Consider the following 21,773-nt stretch of genomic DNA (forward strand, 5'->3'; position numbering starts at 1 on the left):
AAAAAGTCAAAAAAGCGTCAAACGTAGCCCGAAAGGGCCATTTGTCGCGTTCGTTTTTTGGTTAAAATTTAATGGAAAGCTCGCGTGGTGAGTCAGGAAGGCTGGAAAATCATGAACTATACGCAAATCAAATGGCTGATTTTGTTTCTGCCCACTGTGGTCGTCGGCGTCTGGGAATACGTGCGGCACCAATTTCTGATGCCTGTGCTGTCGATGGACGCGGGCAACGTGCTGACGCCGGTGTTAGTCTTTCTTGTGAGCGTCACGCTGCTGCGTCGTTTGTTCGCCATGCTCGAACGCATGCAGCGGGAACTGGAGCAGGCGCGGACGGTCAAGGCGAATCTCGAAGCGCGCGAGGAATTGGCACGGGAATTGCATGACGGTATTGCCCAGTCGCTATTTCTTTTATCGGTCAAGCTGGATCGGATGGAGAGAGGGGCGGTCGAAGCAGGTCTGGGCAGCGAGCTGGAGACTGTCAGACGAACGGTGCACGAAGTGGATCGTTATGTCAGGCAGGCTCTGGCGAATCTGCGCGAGCCTGCCCGAAGCGGACTTGCCGTCGAAGCAGCAGCGGCAGTGTCGAATCTTCAAGGATCGGCTGCGTCCTCGCGCGGATCGAATTTGTCGGGCAGTCCCGGAAAGTCGCCAGTTAGCGAGAAGAACATGCAGCCTGAAGAGCCACGGAGAAAAACGTTGGCGACGTCGGACGCGGGAGTTTCCGATAATTCCGCTCCTGTGCATGATGTGACGGAAGAGTCCATGGTTGCGCGCGTCAGTCGATTGGCGGAGGAAGCGATGATCGACGTCAAAGTGGATTGGCATCTTCCGGATGATCAACTATCCAGCCGTGAAAAAGCCGAACTGCTTGCCTGCATCCGCGAAGCGGTGATTAACGTACGCAAGCATGCTCACGCGGCACATGCCGAGGTGATTGGACGCAGTGAGGGAAGCGGATGGACAGTCGAAATTGTGGATGACGGTCGTGGATTCGATGGTAATCCGTTAGCTGCCTCCGGTCGGTATGGGCTTAAAATCATGGCGGACCGGGCGCAGGAGATGGGTTGGAGTTTTGAGCTGGATTCGAAGCCGGGACGAACTTCGGTCAAGCTCGGACGAGAGGAGGAAGCGCGATGAACCGCTGCCGCGTACTGGTGGTCGATGATCATAAGCATGCACAGGAAGCAATCTGCGATATTTTGTCATTGGATGCTGCCTTCGAAGTGATCGGCGTCGTGTCGGACGGGGCGGAAGCGATATCTTTTACCGAACAATGGATGCCGGATCTGATTCTGATGGATATTCGGATGAGCGGAATGGGCGGTTTGGAGGCTACGGGGCGGATCAAGGTCTCTTATCCCTACGTGAAGATCGTGATTATCACGGTATCGGACGATATTGCCTACCTGCTCGAAGCGTTGAAGCAAGGCGCGCAAGGCTATCTGCTGAAAAATCTGGCCCCGTCGACCTGGATCGAATATCTGAAGGCCATCGTCAGCGAGGAAGCGCCGCTTAGTCGGGAACTCGCTTTTCAAATCCTCAAGGAATTCTCCGCGCCTGCAACCGAGCCGGAAAGCGATACGCTAACGGCGAGAGAACGGGAAATATTGCGCCAGGTTGCTTCCGGGTTGACGAATCGCGAAGCGGCGGAAGTGCTGGGGATTTCGGAGCATACGGTCAAAAACCATTTGAAGAATATTTTGCAGAAGCTCCAATTACAGAACCGCGTGCAATTAACCCGTTATGCCATGGAAAAAGGCTGGGTCGGACGCGGCGGATTCGGCGGCGAACGATGAGGGATGAAAGGAAGAATCACATGAAGGCAAGAAACGCAAGGTGGAGACGATTGATTCTGCTTCCGCTGCTATCGGCTATTCTGATCGCGACGCTGGCTTTGCCGGGATTGGCGTGGGCGCATGCGACGCTGACCTCGTCCACCCCGGCGGATCAGACCTCGATGGCGGAAATGCCGGAATCGATAGAACTAACATTCAACGAGACGATTCAGGGTGAATTTCTGTCGATCAAGGTGACCAATACGGCGGGAGAGGAAATGCCTGTCGGCCAGGCCGAAGTGTCGGCGAGCGATTCGCACCTCGTCACCGCTCCTGTGGAGGGCGAGTTTCCGGACGGCATCTATACGATGAACTGGCGCGTCGTCTCGGCAGACGGTCATCCGATACGCGGCACGGTTCGTTTCGGCATCGGATCGGACGGCGTATTGACCGATGCGGGCGTGGCCGGCGGCGCAGCGGATTACACGCCGGGAGCGGATACGGTGGCGCACCGGGCTGCTTTGTACACGCTGCTTTCGCTGGTAGCCGGAGCGATCTTGTATCTGGGCTTCTTACTGCCTGCGGAACTGCGTACGGTGAAAAAGCTGACGCGTCCGGCCCGAATCGTATTTTGGGCGGCCATGGCGCTATTGCTGCTTGTGATTTTGATCGGACTACCGCTTCAGGCAAAACTGTTCGCGGACGTGCCGTGGAGCGAAGCGTTCGGCAAAGAAATTTTAAACCAGACACTCGAAGGCACGTCCTCGGGACGGATGTTCCTGCTGCAAGTTCTCGTATGGCTGATGATCGCGGGCGCGGTCGTCGTCAATGACGTAATGGGCTGGGGCAAGCGCGGCGGACATTGGACGATCGTGATTATCGGGTTCGTATTGCTGCTGGTGACTAAGGCACTGACGGGACACGCGGCGGGCTCGGAGCATGTTTTCGGACAGGTGATGGCGGATACGCTGCATATGCTGGGCGCGACGGTCTGGATCGGCGGGCTGCTCATGCTGCTTATCAGCCTATCGGCGACGTCGGGTGACGGTCCGGCCTTTTGGAAAACGACATTCCGTCGATTCGCGCCTTGGGCATTCGGATCGGTCGTGGCTCTGGTGTTCAGCGGCGTGGTCATGAGCGTGACGCATGTGCCTGCCTGGTCGGACCTGTTCACCAGCCGTTACGGACAGCTGATCGTAGCCAAATCGGTGCTGCTGCTGGTGATGGCGGTGCTCGGATTTCTTCACTTCCGGCGTGCGCGCCGCAAAGGGGAAGAACGCCGAACGTGGTCTTTGGTTACGGAGCTTGCGGCAGGGATCATCGTATTGGTTCTGGCAGGTCTGTTGACCAATGTGCCGACGCCTCAGCCTGCAGCCGCGGCACCGGAAGCGTTCTCGGATGTTCAACCGGCCGAAGACGCGGAAAACGTGCGAATCTCGCTGGATGTACGTCCGCTGCAAGTGACGACTTCGACCTTTACCGTTCGGTTCACGGATGCGGAAGGCGCGGCTCGAACCGATTGGCAGCAGGTAACGCTTCGGATCGCGCCTCAGGCCGCGTCGAGCGATTACACCGAGGTTCGCGCCGAAGCGCAGGAAGACGGCAGTTATGTCGCATCCGGCTTGTACTTCGGCAGTGCGGGAATTTGGAATGTCGAAGTACATGGATTGTCCGAGAAATTCGAACAAGCAGATCGAACCTTTACGATGGAAGTCAGCGAATAATTGTTTACCAATATAAATAAAGGCGGGATTAACTCTAATGAAAACAACAAACATGAATCGAACGTTCAAAAAATTGATGGCTCTTGCAGCTCCGGCATCGGCGGCTTTGCTGCTGTTCGCAACCGTAGCCAGCGCTCACGTTACCGTGCTTCCGAAAGAATCCAGCACGGGCGCTTGGGAAACGTACACGATGAAGGTCCCGGTGGAGAAGGACGTCAACACGAATAAAGTCGTTCTGAAAATGCCGGAAGGCGTTGAATTCCAGCAGTACGAGCCGATTCCGGGTTGGACCACGACTGTCGATGAATCTGCCGGCACCGTGACATGGGAAGCGGAAGGCGACGGAATCGCCGCCGGCGAATTTCAACGCTTTACCTTTGTAGCGAAGAACCCGGCAACAGAAGGCGAAGCGGCCTGGGATGCATTCCAATACTACACGGACGGCAGCATCGTGGAATGGACGGGCGACGAGAACGCGGATACGCCGCATTCGATCACGACGATCGGCGCAGCAGCGGGCGATACGGCTGCTAACGCGCACGGCCAGACGGTAAGCACGGACGACGCGGCAGCTGCGGCAGTCAGCGAACCGACCGAAGTTGCTGCGGACGCGCCTTCCGATGCGCCTGCGCAGACAAACAACGTGCTGCTGTACGTGACGCTGGCTCTGTCGATCGTGGCGATCGGCTTGTCGGGAGCGGCGTTGGCGACTCGCAAGCGCAAGTAAGACATCGATTGAAAATAAGCCCGCTAACGGACATGAATTTCCGTCGGCGGGCTTATGACTTTTTTCGGCGTGGAATAATCCTGTGGATAATTCAGTAGAATCTTTACTCTATCCTTACACATCTCTCGAATCCCCCTGATGCTGACGGCGTACGATAAACGGATAAATACGCCAAGCGTAGGGCCGATATGAGGCAGGAAGCGGATTTTAAAACCAGCGGCCTCTACGTATCGGAACGAGAGGAGCTTTATCGAATGACAGCAATCCAGCAACATACGATTCGCCAATTCGGCGTGAATAGCAGTGAAGAGATGGAACCTTTGATGATGGGCATTGGCTTATCTGCCGCTCCGGCGTTGGTTCTGCCGGATACGGCAACATGCGGAGAGACGCAGCGCTTGCTGCTTGAACAGCCGCAAGCTGCATGCATTGTGGTATGTGACCGCAAGCAGCGCCCGGTCGGGTTGGTGATGAGCGATGCGTTTTACATCCAAATGAATGCCGAGTACGAGCCGGAGCATCTGTACGAGCTTCCGATCAGCCGACTCATGAATCTGCATCCGTTAAAAGTCGATTTTGCCACACCGCCGGGCATCGTGCGCGAACGCGCCGAGTCCCGGCCATCCCGCACGCGCAAAGATGCAATCGTAGTGACGCGTGAAGGCGAATTCTTCGGCGTTGTTCTGCCCGAGAACCTGTAAGTGAGAGCAGCGTACTTATCGTGCAAGTTGTGCGAAATGGAATAAAGGACCTCAACCCCGTAACCGCGGGAATTGAGGTCCTTTTTGCGTAGTGAAGCCAAAACAATCAGGTGCGGTCCAGCCAGTCGAACATATTGCTTAATACTTTCATGCGAATAGGATGCGGCATGTGATGACCCAATCCGTCCAGCGTCATCAGTTCGGTCGTTTTGCCCAGCCTTTGCAACTCTTCATGCATCCGTTCGCCGTGTCCGTATTCCACCTGCGCGTCTTCCGTTCCGTGCATAATAAGAACCGGGCATGACAGGCGCGGGGCCATATGGATCGGGGAACGTTCCATGTAGGCTTCGGGGATTTTGTAAACGGAGCCGTTCATGACCCGTTTGAGCATTTTTCGCAGATCGATCCGTTCTTCATAGGTTCGTCCCAGATCGGACAGTCCGCCCCAGAGTACGAGCTGGGCGGCATGCTCCTCGATCGCGGCATCCGTGGCATTGATCGAACCGCGCGAGAAGCCGAGTACGGCAATTCGCGTGGGATCGGATTGAGGGAACGACCGGGCGATCCGCATCGCTACGCGCGAATCTTCCAGGTCTTCGCCTCCGAACCGGTCGTGTCCGACGCCGCTTTCGCCGCCGCGGTAACAGGGGGCGACGACGATTCGGCCGAACGACGCGAACTCGGCCAGCCAATCCAGCCGTACCTTGCCCACTCGCCCGATCCCGCCGCGGCAATACACGAGTACCGGATAAGGCTCTTTGCGCGGCGGCTTAGTCATCGCTGACGGCAAGACGCAGGCGACAAGCTTCGCGCTCAATTCCTCGTCATCGAACTCGCGCCTCAGCCATCGGGTGAATTCTTCTTCCGTGAAACTCAATTCCGGCGGAAGGGCTGCATAACCGGCGACCCGCAGTCCTCCGGACAAATAAGTGAATCGATAGATCATGACAGCCTCCTTTCGCGCATATGCGCATTGTGTATGATAGGGATAGCATAGTACCATGACCGCTTAAGAGGTTAGATTACGCCCATCGAAAATCCGCTTGAACCTTGCGTGTTTCAGACGAACATAAACCTGCAATCAATATGAGACAAGCTACTGGAATCCTTCTATTTTAACCTGTATGGCTTTTAATTTCGAACTTTAAAACTTTTTTTCGTAAATAGAGATACAAAATTCGGGAGGTCCCCGTCTTCTCAGTGTATATACGGCAAGGAAGAGCGGCCGCACTTCACAAGGAGGTTCACCGATGGACAATTTGAATACGGAATCCGACGCGTTTCGCGCGGTATTTCTCGAATATTATCCCGGCGTACGCCGGAAGCTGATCGCGATGGTCAAAGACGAGGCGACCGCGGAGGATTTGGCGCAGGAAGTATTTTTGCGGCTGTACCGCAATCCGCCCGACGATCCGAGGGTCATCGGAGCCTGGCTGCATCGGGTGCTGACCCGGATCGCTTACGACAACACGGATCGCCTGGTCAGGCAGCGAAAGCTTCAGGAGAAGCAGGAACAATATTTTGATCGGGAAAAGACGTGGGAAAGCGGCGAAGAGGTCTTGATGCGAAGTGAAAGCCGCGAACAGATCAACGAGCTGCTCGGCGAACTGCCGGAACGCGATCGGCAGGCGCTGATGCTGCGATACTCCGGTTACAGCTATGCGGAGATCGCCGAAGAAATTCGCGTCAGCCCGCCGAGGGTAGGATCGCTGCTCAATCGAGCCGCCGAGAAGCTGCGCAAACGCGCCTCGGGCAAGCGTAACGGATTGGAACTATAATCAATGAATACGAATTTTCGGGAGGAACGAGCGATGGCAACGAATAGAAACAGCGAGCATGAACAGGCGCTTGCGAACGAGGCTTGGGAAAAGATGCAGGCACGTTTGCGGGAAGAACCGGTTAATCCGGCGTGGGCAACGTGGGAAGAACCCCAAGCAACTTTACAAGGAACGAACAAGGAGGAAGAAAACAGCATGAATAACGACAAACCGCGCGTTTCCGCCGCGGAGGATCAGCCGTCCGTTTTGAACGGTCAACCTAGCGTGCCTTTTGCGCCTCAAGCTTCGAACAAGAAACGCAAACGCGCCGTCCGTTTCGCGGTCGCGGCGGCAGCTGCGGCAGTGATCGTCACGGCAGTAACTCCGGCCGGCAACAACGCCCTGGCGAGCATCTTGAACACATTCACGATGCAGGATACCGTAGTCGTGCAAGAAGGCGAAATGAGCAACATGATGAATATGGTCTACGGCGCCGACGATCGTTACGAATCGATCAACACGTACGGCAGCTTCACCAGCAAGGCGGAAGGGCATTTCGATCCCGAAATGACGGCGGAACAGATTCGGGACGAACTCGGATTCAAGCCGATCTCCGGTCCGGAAGGCGAAACGGGCAGACTGAGCGCTTCCATCGGCAGCACGACCGAAATGAAGCTTAACGTGCAGGAAATAAACGCAGCGCTCAAAAAGCTCGGAGCGGATCACCTGTTCCCGGCGGAGGCCGACGGCAAAGCCATCACGATGACGCATCCGGCCTCGACCATCTATAATTTCGGCGATGACGAAGCAGAGTGGGCGGTCCTGAACCAATCGGAGATGCCTACCGTGGAATTCGATCCGTCTTTCCCGGTCGAAGAAACGATGAATGCGGTCATCAATTTCCCTTACCTGCCGCAAGATCTGCGCACGAGCCTTCAGCAGGCCGCCGTATCGAGCGGACGCCTGCCGCTGCCGATGTACGCGAACGGCAAAGCGCAAAGTTTCGAAGTCGACGGCGTGAACGTCACCTATACGTTTAACGATAGCTATTCGCGCAACGCGTTCTGGATCAAAAACGGTCAGCTGTTCGAATTCAATGCGGGCGAAAATTTCAAAGGCGGCGAAACCGGATTCCTCGATTTCGTGAAAGGACTGGCTGCCCAGTGAATACCGTGATTCCTGCGATTCATACTCAAGCACTCAGCAAAATCTACGATAACGGACGCGGTTGCAGGAATATCACGTTGACCGTCGGACAAGGGGAAGCCTTCGGCTTCCTCGGTCCCAACGGCGCGGGTAAAAGCACCTTCGTCAAAACACTTGTCGGGCTTGTCCGCGCGAGCGGCGGAAACGGCGCGCTGTTCGGACATGCGATCGATTCGCTCGAAGCGCGCAAACAGATCGGCTATCTGCCGGAACTGTATCGTTATCCCGAATGGCTGAGCGGCGAAGAAGTGATGAAATTCCATGCCGGGCTGCTCGGGATCAAAGGCGGCGAAGCCAAGCGTCGGATTCGCGAACGTCTCGACGAAGTCGGGATCGGCAAGCGGGGCTCCGACCGGGTCAAGCAGTATTCCAAAGGGATGCAGCAGCGGCTCGGCCTGGCTTGCGCGCTGCTCGGCGACCCGAAGCTTTTGTTTCTCGACGAGCCGTCGTCGGCGATGGACCCGGTCGGCAGACGGGAAGTGCGCGAACTGCTGCTGGAGCTGAAAAAAAGAGGCACGACCCTTTTCCTCAACTCGCATCTGATGGAAGACGTGGAGACGGTCTGCGACCGCATGGCGCTGATGTTGAACGGCGACATGATCCGCAGCGGCCTCGTCGAAGACGTATTGCAAACGAAAGTCCGCTGGCGCTTCAAAGTCGGCGGCTTTTCGCCGCTTATTCTGGATTGGCTGCGCGAGGAGAGCGGGTTGAGCATCGCGTTGGCGGACCCGGTCCATGATGCGGAAGCCGACTGGGACATGCCGGTATGGCTGGAAGCGGATGTGTCGGACGAAAATCAGGCAGGTTTGTTGAACATGCTGCTGATCGAGCAGGGCATGACGCTGTACGAGTCGTCCATGCAAAAAGAAAAACTCGAGGATTGGTTCGTGGAAACCGTATCCGGACGCGACCAAAGGGGGGAACGGGGATGAATACGATTATTGCCTCGACGTGGCAGGAAATGCTGCGTCGCAAAATGCTGCTGATCACCTTCGTGCTGACCGCGCTGTTTTTGGCCGTGTTTTGGTTTATCGCCGATACGGTCGGAGCGGATTTCGCAAACGGCGGTGACCTGCTGATGCAATATGCGCGGCGCAGTGCCATTTTGTCGCTCGGCTTCTTTTTCGGCGGCTTCGTGGTGGCGTTTTTGGCGATCTTCAGCTCGTTTTCGGTTATTTCGGGCGAAGCCGAACAGGGCGTGCTTCAATCCGTGTTGACCCGTCCCATTCCGCGCTGGAAATGGTACGTCGGCCGCTGGATCGGATACGTTTCGCTGATCGGCACGTATGCGCTGGTGCTGTTTGCGGCGATTTTGCTGATTACCAACGTTCATGCCGGGATGACTCGGGATTACAGCGACATCGCCGTATCACTGCTGCTGTTTCTGGGCGCGGTTCCGGTACTCGTCGGGACTTCGATGGTCGGTTCGACGGTATTCTCGGGTATCGGAAACGGCGTGTTCATGACGATGCTGTACGGAGCGGGCTGGCTCGGCGGCATGGTGGAAAAAGTGCGCGGCGCGCTGCCGGTCGAATCGGAAGTGGAAGCGACGCTCAGCCGGATCGGGGCGCTGCTGTCTTTGATCATGCCGGCCGACGGACTCAACCGCCGCATGCAGTACGTATTGACGCAGGGAGCCGGAGAAACGATTCCTTTTCTGACCGGAGGAAATCCGCCTTCGAACGCGTTCGTCTGGTATGCGGGCGTTTTCGCGATTTTTGCTTTCGGCCTCGGATTGTGGTTATTTAGAAGAAAGGATTTCTAAAATATCGCGAGTTTTTACCGGGAAGGGGCAATGGCTCATGGGCCGACAAACGTATCGCGTTCCGTTCGGAGTCGAACCTGCGAAACGCACAACGAAAGGAACCCTGATCTTCTACGATTCGTTCGAGCATATTTCGGATGAACAGCTGGAGCGCGCAGCCGAGCTGGCCGTCGCCCGTTCGTTCTCGCAGTTGGTGCTGTATCCGCTGCATGAAGCGACGGTGAAGCGGCTGACGGGAGAGACTGCGAGTGCTTTTTACAAACGGGACGATCGGGTGCATGAATGGCGGCGCGATCAACAGATCATGCGCAATGTGACCGTGGAGAACTGGGACGGCAAGCGGAAAAAGTATACCCCGCTCGAAGCGGCATTGCGGTTTATGGACGAAAAGTATCCGTCGCCGCTGTTCCTGTACCTGACCGCCGATAACGCGAACCGTTTCTCATCTTTCGCTACGTTCGAAGAATGGATCGTGAAGATTCGGTTGGTTCTGGACGAGTTGCCGCAGCGCCTGCACCCGCGATTAACGAAGTTCCGCCATCGTTGGGATACGGTTGGGGAACTGCTGGCGAAGGAGAAGCCGGAGGATCAGCCGGACACGCGTCCGCGCAAGCATTAAGCAGGATTCACAATCGTTTCACACGTGCATCAGCCGGACCCGAGCCGTTTCCTTTACACTGGAGGAGACGGTTTTTTATATGCGAAAAGAGGAAAAGCGATGCCTATTATTTTACGAAAAAGTTTCCCTTTGCTGGCAGCCCTGGCGATCTCGGCGCTGGCTCTGTCCGGTTGTGAAAGTAGAGCGGGTTCCGTTTCGGCACAGCCTGCATCGATCGGGCGCGGCGAAGACGTTACGCTGGCTGTAGCGACGGATGTGCATTATCTGAGCGGAAGGCTGACGGATCACGGAAAAGCTTTTGATACCTATGTCTATGCGGGCGACGGCAAGCAGCTCAATTATAGCGAAGAACTGCTTGATGCGTTTACGGAGCAGATGGCGGAAGAGCATCCGAATGTGCTGATTTTAAGCGGCGATCTGACCAATAACGGGGAGCTGGAAAGCCATGAGGATCTAGCCGAGAAGCTGCAAAAGGTCGAACAGGCCGGAACCCGCGTCTATGTCATTCCGGGCAATCATGATCTGCTAAACCCTTGGGCGCGCAGCTTTAAGGGAGAGGATCAGTATAAGGCTGCCTCCGTCACGGAAGAGCAGTTTGCCGAAATTTATGGAGCGTACGGGTACGACGAAGCCGTATCCCGCGATTCGTCCTCGCTCAGCTATCTGGTTAAGCCTTCCGACGACCTGTGGCTGCTCATGCTGGATACGAGCAAATACGCAAACAACGCCAAGCTGGGCTATCCGGAGACAGGCGGCGAGTTGAAAGCTGGAACATTGAAGTGGGTCAGAGACTGCGGTGAACAAGCGGAAAAAGCCGGTGCGCGAATCATTCCGGTCATGCACCATAATCTGACGGATCACAGCGATGTGGTAAAGGAGGGCTTCACGCTCGACAACGCGGGCGAGGTGCAGGAAGTGTTTGCCCGATATAAGATGACGCCGTCGCTCAGCGGGCATATCCATATTCAGAACATTGCGTCGGTTGAAAACGGTGGAGGCAAGTTGACTGATATCGTGACCGGGGCACAGTCGGTTTCGCCGAATCGGTACGGGCTGCTCACTTACGACGCCTCCGCCCATGAACTGCATTACGAAGCACGCATGACGGATGTCGAAGGATGGGCGAAGAAGAGCGGCAGCACCGATGAGAATCTGCTGAGTTTCCGCGAGTATTCCCGAGACTTTTTTGCCGGATTCGGGTATGACATGGCCTTCAAGCGTCTGATTGTAGATGAAACGTACACCTCCGAAGAAGTCGAAGCGATGGCTCAGACGATGGCGGATGTGAACGTGAGCTACTTTGCAGGCACGCAGCAGCAGGATCGTGAGGCGATCATGGCGTCCGAAGGCTATCGGTTATGGGCAGAGTCGGGAGGGAACTTTACGAAAAACTATGTGGAGAGCATCGTGGGGACAGAAGGAGCGGCGAATAATCTGTCGTTGACGACGGAGTTTTCATTACCGGAAAAATAAGGTTTTGAACGGAATGGGTTTGTATTCATGTTCCCTGCGTATTAACATGGAAGCGAATACAAAAGGCGAACGTTGCGGATTGCGCTGCGGTCATTCGCCATACCTAGGAGGAACTCATGTTAAAAGGACTGACGCGTGCCGGATTGGGTGCGATCGAAAACGATGAGCAATTCTTGAAGTTGGCGTCCGACGCCGGATTTGACAGCGTGGATCTGAATGCAAAGGCGTTGATCGAGCAATACGGGCAAGAGGGAGCGATCGAGCTTTTTCAAAGGTATAATCTTCAACTCGGTTCGATCGATCTGCCCATCGAATGGCGTGCGGATGAAGAAGCATTTCTGGCTGGCCTCCCGGCGCTGACCGAAGCGGCTGCGGCCGCGCGCAAGCTGGGCTGCACGCGCTGCTGCACCTATGTGCTACCTTCAACCGACCAAATGCCCGCTCACTTTATGGCTTTGGCAACCCGTCGACTGCGCATCTGCGCACAGGTTCTGGGCGCTTACCGCATCCGGCTCGGCTTGGAATTCGTCGGCCCGCATCATCTCCGTACCGCCTGGAAACACCCATTCATCTGGACGATGCAAGACACGCTGGATTGGATAGACGCTATCGGCGAGCCCAACGTCGGCTTATTGCTGGACGCCTACCACTGGCATACCAACAGCCTGACCGTCACGGATCTCGAACGACTACAGCCTCACCAGATCGTCCACGTTCATCTGAACGACGCCAAAGACCTGCCTGTTGATCAGATCCTGGACAACGACCGCATCTACCCCGGCGAAGGCATCATCGACCTTCCCGGCTTCCTTCATGCTCTGAACAAAATCGGCTACACCGATTTCGTGACCCAAGAAATCTTGACGCCGTCCGCGCCGACGGAAAGTCCCGAAGAACTGGTGCAGCGCTCCAAAAAAGGTTACGCTCAAGTATTTTCCGCCGCAGGCTTGTAGCTAAAAAATAAAGCAACACCTTTCCGACAGCCCGTTCGATATGCTTTTTCCTCCTCTGAATGTCTTGTCTGTCTTTCTATTTTGTCTTTGCATCTTACTCTTTTAAAAAGAAACCCATCCCTTTCTCGGGAAAGGAATGTTCCCCGGAAGCAACAGGCGGAGGGAGAAATTCGATTGAAGAAGCCTTTGAACTCGGAAAAAACAAATAAAAACTTCAATCTATTTTCCGAGTGAGACAGCGCCCGAAACGAATTTCTCCCGCAGCCGTCTAAGCTTCCCCAAACATAACTCCCCCGATTTTCGCGGATAGGTTTCTTTTCCCTCTCGCCAAAATGACGGTTTCCGGTTATAATGACGGGTGGCCCGATTGGCAACCGTTTGACAATCCCGCCAAATCCGCAAGATCAATGGAGGCTATCACCGCTTTGACGACTACTTATCCATTTACGTTCGACCCCGCGGCCCCTTTTCTGGACCAGGCTTCCGACTGGATCGCGGACGTCTTTTACGATATTTTGCCCGAAGCCGGCTTCGAGACCCGTGACGAACAGATCTTCATGGCGTTTCAATTGGAGCGCGCTTATAAAGAAAAGAAAACCATCTTTGCCGAAGCCGGAGTGGGAACGGGCAAGACGCTCGTATACCTGCTGTACGCTTCATTATATGCACGTTATACACGCAAACCGGCCGTTATCGCCTGCGCCGACGAGTCGCTGATCGAGCAGCTGGTTAAGCCGGAAGGCGACATTGCCAAGATTGCCCGCCATTTGAATTTGAACATCGACGTACGGCTCGGCAAATCCCAGGATCAATATTTGTGTTTGAACAAACTTGAAGAAGTCCGCGGACCGGGCAGCGAAAACGAAGTGTTCCAAAACATCTACGAAGAACTGCCGCCGTTCGTGCATTTTCCGGATACCCTTCAATCGTTCTATCCGTACGGTAGCCGTAAAGATTACCCGGAATTGGACGACAAGCAGTGGGATCAAGTCGGCTGGGACGTGTTCCAAGATTGTCTGATCTGTCCGCGCCGTCATCGCTGCGGTCAGACGCTGTCGCGCGATCATTACCGCAAAGCAACGGACTTGATCGTTTGCTCGCACGACTTTTACATGGAGCACGTCTGGACTTACGAAGCGCGCAAGCGCGAAGGCCAGCTTCCGCTGCTGCCCGAGCACAGCTCGGTCGTCTTCGACGAAGGCCACCTGCTGGAGACTGCCGCGCAAAGCGCATTGACTTACAAACTCAAACATTCGGCTTTCGAATCGATCGTGACGCGCCTTCTTGAAGGCGAAGTTCGCGAATCGCTCGCGCTGGCGGTCGAACATGCCATCGAACGCAGCGACGATCTGTTCGAGCTGGTCCATCGCTACAGCACGCCGGTTCCGGCATCGCAGCGTAACGAACTTGAACTTTCTGCCGAGTTGATGAAGGGCGTGAACGCTTTCCGCGCGGCGGTCGATGCGATCGAGGAAGAAATCGTGTTCGAGAGCGGAATGTTCAGTCTTGACGAGTATCAACTGCGCATCGTGGAAGAGCACTTGGAAATGATGCAGACCGCGCTCGCTTTGTTCGCCAACCCGCGCGAGCTGATCTGTTGGACGCAGGACGATCAAGGCGACATGACGCTGGTATTGATGCCGAAGAAGGTAAAAGAGATCCTGAACGAACGCGTCTTTTCCAAAAAGATGCCGATCATCTTCTCCTCCGCGACATTGTCGGCCGACGAATCGTTCGATTACATCGCGGACAGCCTCGGAGTCAGCGAATACCAGTCGTTCTCGGTGGCTTCGCCGTATGACTACGAAGAAAGCATGCAAGCCCGCCTGAGCACGGAAACAACCGTCGCGATCAAAACGGATCATGTGCTTCGCGCTTTGGAGCGCCGAGAAGGCGGCATGCTGCTGCTGTTCCCGTCCCGCGAATCGATGGAAGCTTTCCGTTTCGAAGCCGACTCGCGTCTTGAGTTCGCAGACTTCCCGATCCTATATGAAGGCGATGCCGAAATCAGCCGCCTGATCTCGGAATTCCAGAACGGCAAGCTGGTGAATCTCTGTGCGGTTACGCTATGGGAAGGTCTGGACGTTCCGGGCGATTCGCTGAATCATGTCGTGATCTGGGAATTGCCGTTCCCGCCGAACGATCCGGTCTTCGCCGCGAAGCGTCGCGAGTCTGCCGATCCGTTCGGCGAAGTGGATATGCCGCACATGCTGCTGAGATTGCGTCAAGGCATCGGGCGCTTGATCCGCACGAGCGGGGATCGCGGACGCGTCGATATCTTCGGCGAAGCATTAAACCAACAGGGCGTGCGCGAACGAGTGAGCAGTCTACTGCCGGCCAGCGCCGCAAAGGAGAATGAATAATGGAATTTACAGAGTATACAGTAGAGAAAATTCGCGACGCATTCGGCATCGTGCAGGGAGAACGCTACGAATTCGTGCTTGAATTCGAAGTGGATGAAGAAGACGAGCTTTACACGCCGCAAGGGCTGCTGCTGCGCGTCATCTACAGCGTGAACGGGGAAGAAAAGAAGATCGTGAAGCACGAGATTATCGAACGCGGTACGCAAAAAGTACTCGAGTTTGATCTCGAAGACGACGAACTGGAAGAAACCGAAGCTTTTTGCGCGGCGCACTATAACGAAGGCGAAGAATCGTAAGCCGGAATCCCGATCCGCTTGCATTGCCCATACGTATCAAAACAGCCGATGTTCTTTATAAAGAACATCGGCTGTTTTGCATGCGGTGTTGGCGTTTTAATGAAAATAGTACCCGTTATCCGGCTTCAGAATCATTTTCCGTAAAGTCCAACGTCAGCAAGCTGAGGTCGTCTTCGAAAGCCCAATCCAAATAAGCGGCATTCAGCTTGCGATTCAGCAGCTCTTGGAGAGGGAGTTCTTCCAGAAATCGGTCCAGTTCCAACTCGCGCTTGGCTACCCGAAGCTGGCTGTTAAAGCCTTTTTTGACGAGCTTTTTTTCCAAATTGATCAATAATCCGCTTCGAATGATTAACAACAGATCATTCTGCAACCAGAATGATTCGATGCTTACCGGCGATTTTTGGACCTGTTCGGTAACGGATTCCACAACGTGATGCAATTCGGCTTTGCCTGCATACAGATCTTCGGCATAAGGTTCGTTATCAGGCTTCAGCAATACGGCGATCAGCGCGGTATCGGATTCGATCTTCCAGTCGATGTACGCGTAATCCGTTTTTCTGCCCGTTAACTTTTCAATCTTGGGACGAATGGAAGGGAAAATAAATTGTTCGAGTAAAATATAAATGTGCGTGTAACATTCGTCTGGATCTTTGGGCAGGCGTTCGTCCCGGACATCGGTCAAACCTCGGTAAAAAAACAGAATCGAGCGTTCGTTCGAACGAATGTCGACGGACTCCGGAGATTTGCCGAATTGGCTTTTGCATAAAAGTTTGGAATAGTCTTGAAGAGTTTGAAGCGTCTCGTTGTCCATCTGGATCGAACTCCTTTCCATATGCCTATCCATTACCCGCAATCAAGATCGAGAACATCTTATCCACAACAATTTTTTTGAAGGATTATAGTTATCAAATAAACGTTTGCTTCCGATAATGAAAACAAGAGAGCGATTTTGCATTGTGCAAGGAGAGGGACAACCATGATTCGCGACTTATTTATTAACTTCTGCTTGTTGTCTACTTTCCTTTTTTTCGGAGACATGGCGCATAATATGCTGCGTGTGCGGTTCAAGCTCAGTCCCTGGATCCTCAACGGGGTATCCGGAGTCGGCCTGGGTTTATTCGGCATTTTGCAGTTAGTGTTCACTTTTGAACTTTCCAACGGGCTTTTGCTTGATTTTCGCCAGCTTTCGATCATGGTAGCAGCAGGCATCGGCGGACCCTGGGCAGCCTTGATCGCGACTCTGTTGATCGGAGCGGGGCGGATTGCGATCGCCGGAGGGTTCACGCCCGCATCCGTGCTCGGATTGATCGCGACGCTGCTTACATTCGTGTTCGTGCTGCCGGCTTTTCTGGTCAAAGGCTCGCTTCGAAGACAGTGGACGTTGGCTGCTTTGTCCACCACTTTTCTCGCGCTCGGCTTATTGTTATACCGTCTCGGCGAATCGGGCATTCCGCTGATTTTGTTTCTGGCCGTCCTTCAAGCGGCGGGCTGCACGTTTACGTATCATATGATGCGTTATCTGCGCGCGACCCGCGAGATTCAGGACGCGTTGAAGCAGGACATCGAGCATGATTTCTTGACGGGGCTTTACAATTCGCGAGGCTTTGAATCCAGGTACCGTCTCGCGATCGCATCGGGCAGTCCGTTCGCTTTGTTGCTGCTGGATATCGACCATTTCAAAAAGGTTAACGATACGTACGGCCATCCGGCAGGCGACGCCGTACTGGAACAGCTCGGCAAGCTTATCCGGGAATACGTCCGCAAAATCGGCTGCGCTTCGCGTAAAGGCGGCGAGGAATTCGCGGTAATCCTGAGGCCGTGCGATTCGAAACGCGCGATCGAAAATGCGGATAAACTGCGCGCGCAAATCGAACAGACGCCGTTTCTTTTGCCGGACGGCCAAATCATTCATATCACGATCTCGGTCGGAATCGGAATGTATCCGCGTTTCTCCGAAAGCAAACTCGTCGAAGAAACCGACCGCGCCCTTTACCGCGCCAAGCAGGAGGGCCGCAACCGCGGCGTTTTGGCAGTTTGAATAACCTTTGCAAAAGCGAAAAATTCCCGCTGGGGCATATCCGGCGGGAATTTTTCGTTTATTGGGCCGCGGGAACGAAAGAACGGTCGGAATCGGCGGCGTTGCCGTTTTTTTCGATCCAATCTTCCAACAATTCGGTTATGATTTCGCGGCAAGGTTTGATCTCGTCGATAAACTGAATACCGCTGGAAACCGTGTTGATTCCTTGTTCCAATTGTCCGTCGAGCATGGCGGTTTTCAAGTTTCCGAGCTGCGCGAACGAAGCGTTGATTTCCGTGTCGCTCAGCGCTTTGGCCGTCTGCGCAAGCTCATGGGGAGTCGCCCGCCAAAATCCGCCGCGTCCGGTACGCACCAGAATCAAATCTTCGGCTCCGTGTCGCAGAATATCTTGCTTGGCTTGCGAATGGGCTGGGGATTCATCGGAGGCGATAAAACGCGTCCCCAGATAAACGCCTTCGGCTCCCAGCGCGAACGCTGCATTGACGCCGCGTTTGTCCGCGATTCCTCCGGTTGCCATCACGGGGATTTTTACCGCGTCGACGATCATCGGCACGACGGTCATCGTTCCGAGCGGAATCTCCGGCGTCGATCCGCCTTCGTCGAAGCCCGTAGCCACGATAATGTCGGCGCCTGCCTGCTCTGCCGCCTGTGCGCCGGAAACGGTGGGATGAAGTTCCCGGAAAACGACCGTGAACCCGAGGGATTTCAATCTGCGGATCTCTGCCGTATTCACGGCTCCGACGACAACTAGAATATCGACTTTTTCTTCAAGCGCGACTTGTAACGTATGTTCGCTGAACGGGCTTGTTTCGCTGCCTTCCGGGCCGGTGAAGTAATTCAGTCCGAACGGTTGATCCGTGAGCTGCCTGGTTTTGACGATCTCTTGCTTCAACCGAAGAGCATGCTCCGATAAATCTTTCGGCGCGCTCTGCTGTCCCGCATTCGGTCCGAGCGTGCCCATCCCGCCGGCATTCGAAACGGCGGCGACCAGTTCCGCGGACGTGACCCAAGACATCGGGGCTTGAATGATCGGATATCGGACACCCAAAATTTCGGTGATTCTGTTCATTTGATGATTCTCTCCTGTCTGATTGTCGATTGAACGTCACTTCTTTGTAAGCAACAAGTGTTGTATAGTTGATTGTGAAGCAGGAGCGACCGCGATACAACCGTCAAAGTCGCCGAAATATCGCTTAGACGACACTCTTTGGATTTTGTTGCTTAATTAAGGAGAGAACCACGATGCCGACTTCTTCGGACAAGATCGATCCGCGCATTTTGCGTACGCAAAAACTGATTATTCAAGCCTTTCACAAACTCACCCTGGCCAAAGATTTTAAAGATATTACCGTCAAAGACATTACCGACGAAGCCACGATTAACCGGGCGACTTTCTATGCTCATTTCGCCGATAAGTACGAACTGATGGAAGAATCCATCCTGCGCATGATTTCCGAACGGGTAGGCGGGGAATTGAAGCGTTTCGAACACTTGGGCAAAGAAACGGTGGCTGATATTTTCCTGTTGATCGTCAAATTTCAGGCTGATTACGATAGCAGACTTACTTCCCAGTGCAAAAGAAGCAGCCAATCGTTCGCTTACGTATTCGAATCCGCGATCAAATCGGAGCTGGAAAAGCTTTTTCGACGTCTTTTTCAAAGCAAAGATCCGGAATTGAGCCCGAGTTCGATCCGAATCGGAGCCGCCCTGCTAAGTTCGAGCCTGTACGGAGCGACACTGGATTGGAAAAACGAAAACTTGTCCGCAGAACAGTATATCGATTACGCGATTCCTTATTTGTCGGGCGAATATTTTTCGTGAATCAGTCATAAAAAGCCGGCGCTGCGCCGGGGAAGGATGATGACATGCTGCAACTCCAACACATCTCCAAAAAGTACACGACCGGGGACTTCATGCAGACCGCGCTGGACGGCGTCAGTTTATCGTTTCGCCAAAGCGAATTCGTTGCCATACTCGGTCCGAGCGGTTCGGGGAAAACGACCTGCCTGAATCTGATCGGGGGTTTGGACCGTTACGACGAAGGCGATCTGTTCATCAACGGACAATCGACCAAGCGCTTCAAAGACCGTGATTGGGATGCGTATCGCAACAACAGCGTCGGGTTTGTTTTCCAAAGCTATAATCTGATCTCGCATATGAGCATCGTCGGCAATGTCGAGATGGGGATGACGCTCAGCGGCGTAAGCGCATCGGTACGTCGCCGCAAGGCGGAGGAGGTCCTGGAGCGCGTCGGCTTGAAAGATCATATGCACAAAAAGCCGGGTCAGCTCTCGGGCGGGCAGATGCAGCGCGTTGCCATCGCCCGTGCCCTCGCCAATGATCCGGACATTATTCTCGCCGACGAGCCGACAGGTGCGCTGGATACGGGGACGAGTGCCCAGATCATGGACCTGATTCGCGAGATTGCAGGAGACAAGCTGGTCGTTATGGTTACGCATAATCCGGAATTGGCCGAACGTTACGCGGACCGGATCGTGCAATTCCGCGATGGTCAGGTCGTCTCGGACAGCAATCCGCCGGAGCAGGTCGAAGCCTCGCCGGAATATCGGTTGAAAAAGACCGCGATGAGCTATATGACGGCACTCAAACTCTCGGGACGGAACATCGCAACGAAAAAATGGCGCACGGCGTTGACCGCTTTTGCGTCCAGTATCGGAATTATCGGCATCGCTTTGATCTTGTCGCTCTCCAACGGCTTCGACAAGCAAATCAGCAAATACGAATCCGGTGCTTTGTCGAACTTCCCGGTTACGATCAGCCGCACGGCCGCGAATATCGACTTTACCGAGCCGCCGCCGGGCACGCCGGGCGGGGCAGAAGTCGAGCTTCCGGAGTTCCCGCAGGAATCCGAGGTCTATCCTTACGATCCGACGCTGAACACGGTGCTGCATGCCAATAACATCACCGAAGCTTACCTGGATTATTTAAATGAGATTGATCCGTCTTTGCTTGACGGTATTTCTTATGCGCGCGAAGCTAATCTAAATGTACTCAAGCAGACAGCGGGCGGAAGCGTAACCGATGTCGACTTGGCCGAAGCAGGGTTTACCGCCTATCCGTCCAAGCCTGCGAGCGTATCGGGGAGTTACTTGGAGCAGGTCTATGATTTGCTGCAAGGCGAATTCCCTTCCGGGCCTACGGACCTGGTTATGGTCGTGGACGAATACAATCGGATCGATACCTCGGCGTTGGAAGCGCTTGGCTTCGATTATGAAGCGGAGTCCGTTGACTTCAGCGATATCGTCGGCAAGACGTTCAAGCTGATTCCCAATGATCTTTTTTACCAAAGCAGGGGAGACGGTCTGTTCGACCGCGCGAGCGCATCGGATTTGAAAAGCATCTACGACGATTCGCAGGCATTGACGCTAACCGTGTCGGGCATCATCCGGGAAAAACAGGATTCGCCGATGTCCACCATGAATGCCGGGATCGCGTATTCGGATGAATTGACCGAGCAGTTCATTGCGGGAGCGCAAGCTTCCGAAGTCGTTCAAGCCCAGCAATCCAGCCCGACCTTGAACGTAGTAAGCGGACAAGCGTTCAGCCGAACCAGTTTGTTTTCCGCATTCGGCGGCATGAATTTCGGACCCCCGGGGATGGGCGGATCTTCGACGAGCAGCACGATCGATCCGGCGGATGCAACCACGCAGCAGCAAGCATTATCCGCTCTCGGAGCTTCGGCTCAACCTGCATCGATCTCCTTATATCCCAAAGACTTTAATGCCAAAGAGAAACTGAACGCTTACCTTGATGCCTGGAACGCAGGAAAAGAAACGGAGGATCAAGTCGTCTACACCGATCTTGCCGCAACGGTAACCAGCTTATCCAGCGGCATCATGAACGGTATCACGATCGTCCTGATTGCTTTCGCATCGATCTCTTTATTCGTTTCCCTCATCATGATCGGCATTATCACCTATATTTCCGTGTTGGAGCGGACCAAGGAAATCGGCGTGCTTCGAGCATTGGGCGCACGCAAAAAAGACATTACCCGCGTCTTCAACGCCGAGACTTTCATCATCGGCGCCGCATCCGGCCTGCTCGGCATCACCATTGCGTATCTATTGACGCTCCCGATCAACGCCGTCCTCAAGTCGATGACCGACCTGTCCGGCGTAGCCGTGCTCAATCCGCTGCATGCTTTGGCACTCGTGGTGCTCAGCGTGGCCCTGACGATGCTCGGCGGATTCATCCCGGCCAAATTTGCTTCCCGCAAAGATCCGGTAGCTGCGCTGCGCAGTGAATAAAAGCTTATTCGCGCTATACCGATCCAACGTTTCACCTGTTCGTCCTTTGGGGAAATGGCAGTATAGCAAGTCGGCTTAGCCGCTGCCATTTCCCGAAACAGGAGGCCAAAC

Annotated in this window: 20 protein-coding genes; 17 read left to right on the forward strand and 3 right to left on the reverse strand. The window is 54.6% G+C overall.

Annotated features, from left to right (window positions below):
* Positions 1-111: 111 nt before the first annotated feature.
* From SACSAC_RS14355 to SACSAC_RS14375, 5 genes are all read left to right on the forward strand, one after another.
* Positions 112-1,134 carry a sensor histidine kinase gene (locus SACSAC_RS14355; protein WP_037292855.1) on the forward strand — a complete coding sequence of 341 codons (1,023 nt, stop codon included), beginning with the start codon at positions 112-114 and terminating at the stop codon, positions 1,132-1,134.
* Positions 1,131-1,793 (forward strand): response regulator, encoded by a 663-nt coding sequence (locus SACSAC_RS14360; protein WP_037287569.1) that lies wholly within the window; start codon positions 1,131-1,133, stop codon positions 1,791-1,793. The genes SACSAC_RS14355 and SACSAC_RS14360 overlap by 4 nt, the downstream gene beginning before the upstream one ends.
* 20 nt (positions 1,794-1,813) lie before the next feature.
* Positions 1,814-3,496 (forward strand): copper resistance CopC/CopD family protein, encoded by a 1,683-nt coding sequence (locus tag SACSAC_RS14365; RefSeq protein WP_169833776.1) that lies wholly within the window; start codon positions 1,814-1,816, stop codon positions 3,494-3,496.
* A 76-nt stretch (positions 3,497-3,572) separates the two neighbouring features.
* On the forward strand, positions 3,573-4,223 hold the full coding sequence (locus tag SACSAC_RS14370) for a YcnI family protein (RefSeq protein WP_037292857.1): 651 nt from the start codon (positions 3,573-3,575) through the stop codon (positions 4,221-4,223).
* Between the two features lie 254 nt (positions 4,224-4,477).
* Entirely contained in the window at positions 4,478-4,924 is a 447-nt protein-coding gene (locus SACSAC_RS14375; protein WP_037287576.1) for a CBS domain-containing protein, read from the forward strand.
* 106 nt (positions 4,925-5,030) lie between these two features.
* On the opposite strand, the gene SACSAC_RS14380 is transcribed toward SACSAC_RS14375, so the two are convergent.
* A complete protein-coding gene (locus SACSAC_RS14380) occupies positions 5,031-5,870 on the reverse strand; it encodes an alpha/beta hydrolase family protein (protein WP_037287579.1) in 840 nt (279 codons plus the stop codon).
* A 304-nt stretch (positions 5,871-6,174) separates the two neighbouring features.
* Between SACSAC_RS14380 and SACSAC_RS14385 the strand changes: the two genes are divergently transcribed.
* The 9 genes from SACSAC_RS14385 (at position 6,175) to SACSAC_RS14425 (ending at position 15,356) form a co-directional block, all read left to right on the forward strand.
* Positions 6,175-6,702 carry a sigma-70 family RNA polymerase sigma factor gene (locus SACSAC_RS14385; protein ID WP_211251341.1) on the forward strand — a complete coding sequence of 176 codons (528 nt, stop codon included), beginning with the start codon at positions 6,175-6,177 and terminating at the stop codon, positions 6,700-6,702.
* Positions 6,703-6,735: 33 nt separating this feature from the next.
* The gene (locus SACSAC_RS14390; protein ID WP_037287582.1) at positions 6,736-7,848 is read left to right on the forward strand and encodes a hypothetical protein; all 1,113 of its coding nucleotides are present in this window, start codon (positions 6,736-6,738) and stop codon (positions 7,846-7,848) included.
* Positions 7,845-8,819, forward strand: coding sequence for an ABC transporter ATP-binding protein (locus SACSAC_RS14395; protein ID WP_342666469.1), 975 nt, complete (start codon positions 7,845-7,847; stop codon positions 8,817-8,819). The genes SACSAC_RS14390 and SACSAC_RS14395 overlap by 4 nt, the downstream gene beginning before the upstream one ends.
* Positions 8,816-9,652 (forward strand): ABC transporter permease, encoded by an 837-nt coding sequence (locus SACSAC_RS14400; protein ID WP_037287585.1) that lies wholly within the window; start codon positions 8,816-8,818, stop codon positions 9,650-9,652. Before SACSAC_RS14395 ends, SACSAC_RS14400 begins: the two co-directional genes overlap by 4 nt.
* A gap of 37 nt (positions 9,653-9,689) precedes the next feature.
* Entirely contained in the window at positions 9,690-10,271 is a 582-nt protein-coding gene (locus SACSAC_RS14405) for a hypothetical protein (protein ID WP_037287587.1), read from the forward strand.
* Positions 10,272-10,370: 99 nt separating this feature from the next.
* The gene (locus SACSAC_RS14410) at positions 10,371-11,744 is read left to right on the forward strand and encodes a metallophosphoesterase (RefSeq protein WP_051507127.1); all 1,374 of its coding nucleotides are present in this window, start codon (positions 10,371-10,373) and stop codon (positions 11,742-11,744) included.
* Positions 11,745-11,860: 116 nt separating this feature from the next.
* On the forward strand, positions 11,861-12,697 hold the full coding sequence (locus SACSAC_RS14415; RefSeq protein ID WP_037287590.1) for a sugar phosphate isomerase/epimerase family protein: 837 nt from the start codon (positions 11,861-11,863) through the stop codon (positions 12,695-12,697).
* 407 nt (positions 12,698-13,104) lie between these two features.
* Entirely contained in the window at positions 13,105-15,060 is a 1,956-nt protein-coding gene (locus tag SACSAC_RS14420) for an ATP-dependent DNA helicase (RefSeq protein ID WP_037287592.1), read from the forward strand.
* On the forward strand, positions 15,060-15,356 hold the full coding sequence (locus SACSAC_RS14425) for a DUF6509 family protein (RefSeq protein WP_037287593.1): 297 nt from the start codon (positions 15,060-15,062) through the stop codon (positions 15,354-15,356). Before SACSAC_RS14420 ends, SACSAC_RS14425 begins: the two co-directional genes overlap by 1 nt.
* 115 nt (positions 15,357-15,471) lie before the next feature.
* On the opposite strand, the gene SACSAC_RS14430 is transcribed toward SACSAC_RS14425, so the two are convergent.
* Positions 15,472-16,167 (reverse strand): hypothetical protein, encoded by a 696-nt coding sequence (locus SACSAC_RS14430; RefSeq protein ID WP_037287596.1) that lies wholly within the window; start codon positions 16,165-16,167, stop codon positions 15,472-15,474.
* 165 nt (positions 16,168-16,332) lie between these two features.
* Here SACSAC_RS14430 and SACSAC_RS14435 point away from each other — a divergent pair, with 165 nt between their 5' ends.
* The gene (locus SACSAC_RS14435; protein WP_037287599.1) at positions 16,333-17,394 is read left to right on the forward strand and encodes a GGDEF domain-containing protein; all 1,062 of its coding nucleotides are present in this window, start codon (positions 16,333-16,335) and stop codon (positions 17,392-17,394) included.
* A gap of 58 nt (positions 17,395-17,452) precedes the next feature.
* On the opposite strand, the gene SACSAC_RS14440 is transcribed toward SACSAC_RS14435, so the two are convergent.
* Entirely contained in the window at positions 17,453-18,463 is a 1,011-nt protein-coding gene (locus SACSAC_RS14440; RefSeq protein ID WP_051507128.1) for an NAD(P)H-dependent flavin oxidoreductase, read from the reverse strand.
* Between the two features lie 173 nt (positions 18,464-18,636).
* Here SACSAC_RS14440 and SACSAC_RS14445 point away from each other — a divergent pair, with 173 nt between their 5' ends.
* Both SACSAC_RS14445 and SACSAC_RS14450 read left to right on the forward strand, forming a co-directional pair.
* Complete coding sequence (locus SACSAC_RS14445) at positions 18,637-19,215, forward strand: TetR family transcriptional regulator (RefSeq protein WP_037287601.1); 579 nt, start codon at positions 18,637-18,639, stop codon at positions 19,213-19,215.
* Between the two features lie 44 nt (positions 19,216-19,259).
* On the forward strand, positions 19,260-21,662 hold the full coding sequence (locus tag SACSAC_RS14450; RefSeq protein ID WP_037287603.1) for an ABC transporter ATP-binding protein/permease: 2,403 nt from the start codon (positions 19,260-19,262) through the stop codon (positions 21,660-21,662).
* The last annotated feature ends 111 nt before the right edge of the window (positions 21,663-21,773 follow it).

Source organism: Saccharibacillus sacchari DSM 19268, from assembly GCF_000585395.1.
Lineage (GTDB): Bacteria > Bacillota > Bacilli > Paenibacillales > Paenibacillaceae > Saccharibacillus > Saccharibacillus sacchari.

What these genes read in the sequence shown, in the direction of transcription:
- SACSAC_RS14390 (WP_037287582.1), top strand. Translation starts at nt 6,736, where the DNA reads ATGGCAACGAATAGAAACAGCGAGCATGAACAGGCGCTTGCGAACGAG.
- SACSAC_RS14405 (WP_037287587.1), top strand. Translation starts at nt 9,690, where the DNA reads ATGGGCCGACAAACGTATCGCGTTCCGTTCGGAGTCGAACCTGCGAAA.
- SACSAC_RS14440 (WP_051507128.1), bottom strand. Translation starts at nt 18,463, where the DNA reads ATGAACAGAATCACCGAAATTTTGGGTGTCCGATATCCGATCATTCAA.
- SACSAC_RS14375 (WP_037287576.1), top strand. Translation starts at nt 4,478, where the DNA reads ATGACAGCAATCCAGCAACATACGATTCGCCAATTCGGCGTGAATAGC.
- SACSAC_RS14400 (WP_037287585.1), top strand. Translation starts at nt 8,816, where the DNA reads ATGAATACGATTATTGCCTCGACGTGGCAGGAAATGCTGCGTCGCAAA.
- SACSAC_RS14355 (WP_037292855.1), top strand. Translation starts at nt 112, where the DNA reads ATGAACTATACGCAAATCAAATGGCTGATTTTGTTTCTGCCCACTGTG.
- SACSAC_RS14450 (WP_037287603.1), top strand. Translation starts at nt 19,260, where the DNA reads ATGCTGCAACTCCAACACATCTCCAAAAAGTACACGACCGGGGACTTC.
- SACSAC_RS14380 (WP_037287579.1), bottom strand. Translation starts at nt 5,870, where the DNA reads ATGATCTATCGATTCACTTATTTGTCCGGAGGACTGCGGGTCGCCGGT.
- SACSAC_RS14425 (WP_037287593.1), top strand. Translation starts at nt 15,060, where the DNA reads ATGGAATTTACAGAGTATACAGTAGAGAAAATTCGCGACGCATTCGGC.
- SACSAC_RS14420 (WP_037287592.1), top strand. Translation starts at nt 13,105, where the DNA reads ATGGAGGCTATCACCGCTTTGACGACTACTTATCCATTTACGTTCGAC.
- SACSAC_RS14430 (WP_037287596.1), bottom strand. Translation starts at nt 16,167, where the DNA reads ATGGACAACGAGACGCTTCAAACTCTTCAAGACTATTCCAAACTTTTA.
- SACSAC_RS14435 (WP_037287599.1), top strand. Translation starts at nt 16,333, where the DNA reads ATGATTCGCGACTTATTTATTAACTTCTGCTTGTTGTCTACTTTCCTT.
- SACSAC_RS14415 (WP_037287590.1), top strand. Translation starts at nt 11,861, where the DNA reads ATGTTAAAAGGACTGACGCGTGCCGGATTGGGTGCGATCGAAAACGAT.
- SACSAC_RS14370 (WP_037292857.1), top strand. Translation starts at nt 3,573, where the DNA reads ATGGCTCTTGCAGCTCCGGCATCGGCGGCTTTGCTGCTGTTCGCAACC.
- SACSAC_RS14385 (WP_211251341.1), top strand. Translation starts at nt 6,175, where the DNA reads ATGGACAATTTGAATACGGAATCCGACGCGTTTCGCGCGGTATTTCTC.
- SACSAC_RS14360 (WP_037287569.1), top strand. Translation starts at nt 1,131, where the DNA reads ATGAACCGCTGCCGCGTACTGGTGGTCGATGATCATAAGCATGCACAG.
- SACSAC_RS14445 (WP_037287601.1), top strand. Translation starts at nt 18,637, where the DNA reads ATGCCGACTTCTTCGGACAAGATCGATCCGCGCATTTTGCGTACGCAA.
- SACSAC_RS14410 (WP_051507127.1), top strand. Translation starts at nt 10,371, where the DNA reads ATGCCTATTATTTTACGAAAAAGTTTCCCTTTGCTGGCAGCCCTGGCG.
- SACSAC_RS14365 (WP_169833776.1), top strand. Translation starts at nt 1,814, where the DNA reads ATGAAGGCAAGAAACGCAAGGTGGAGACGATTGATTCTGCTTCCGCTG.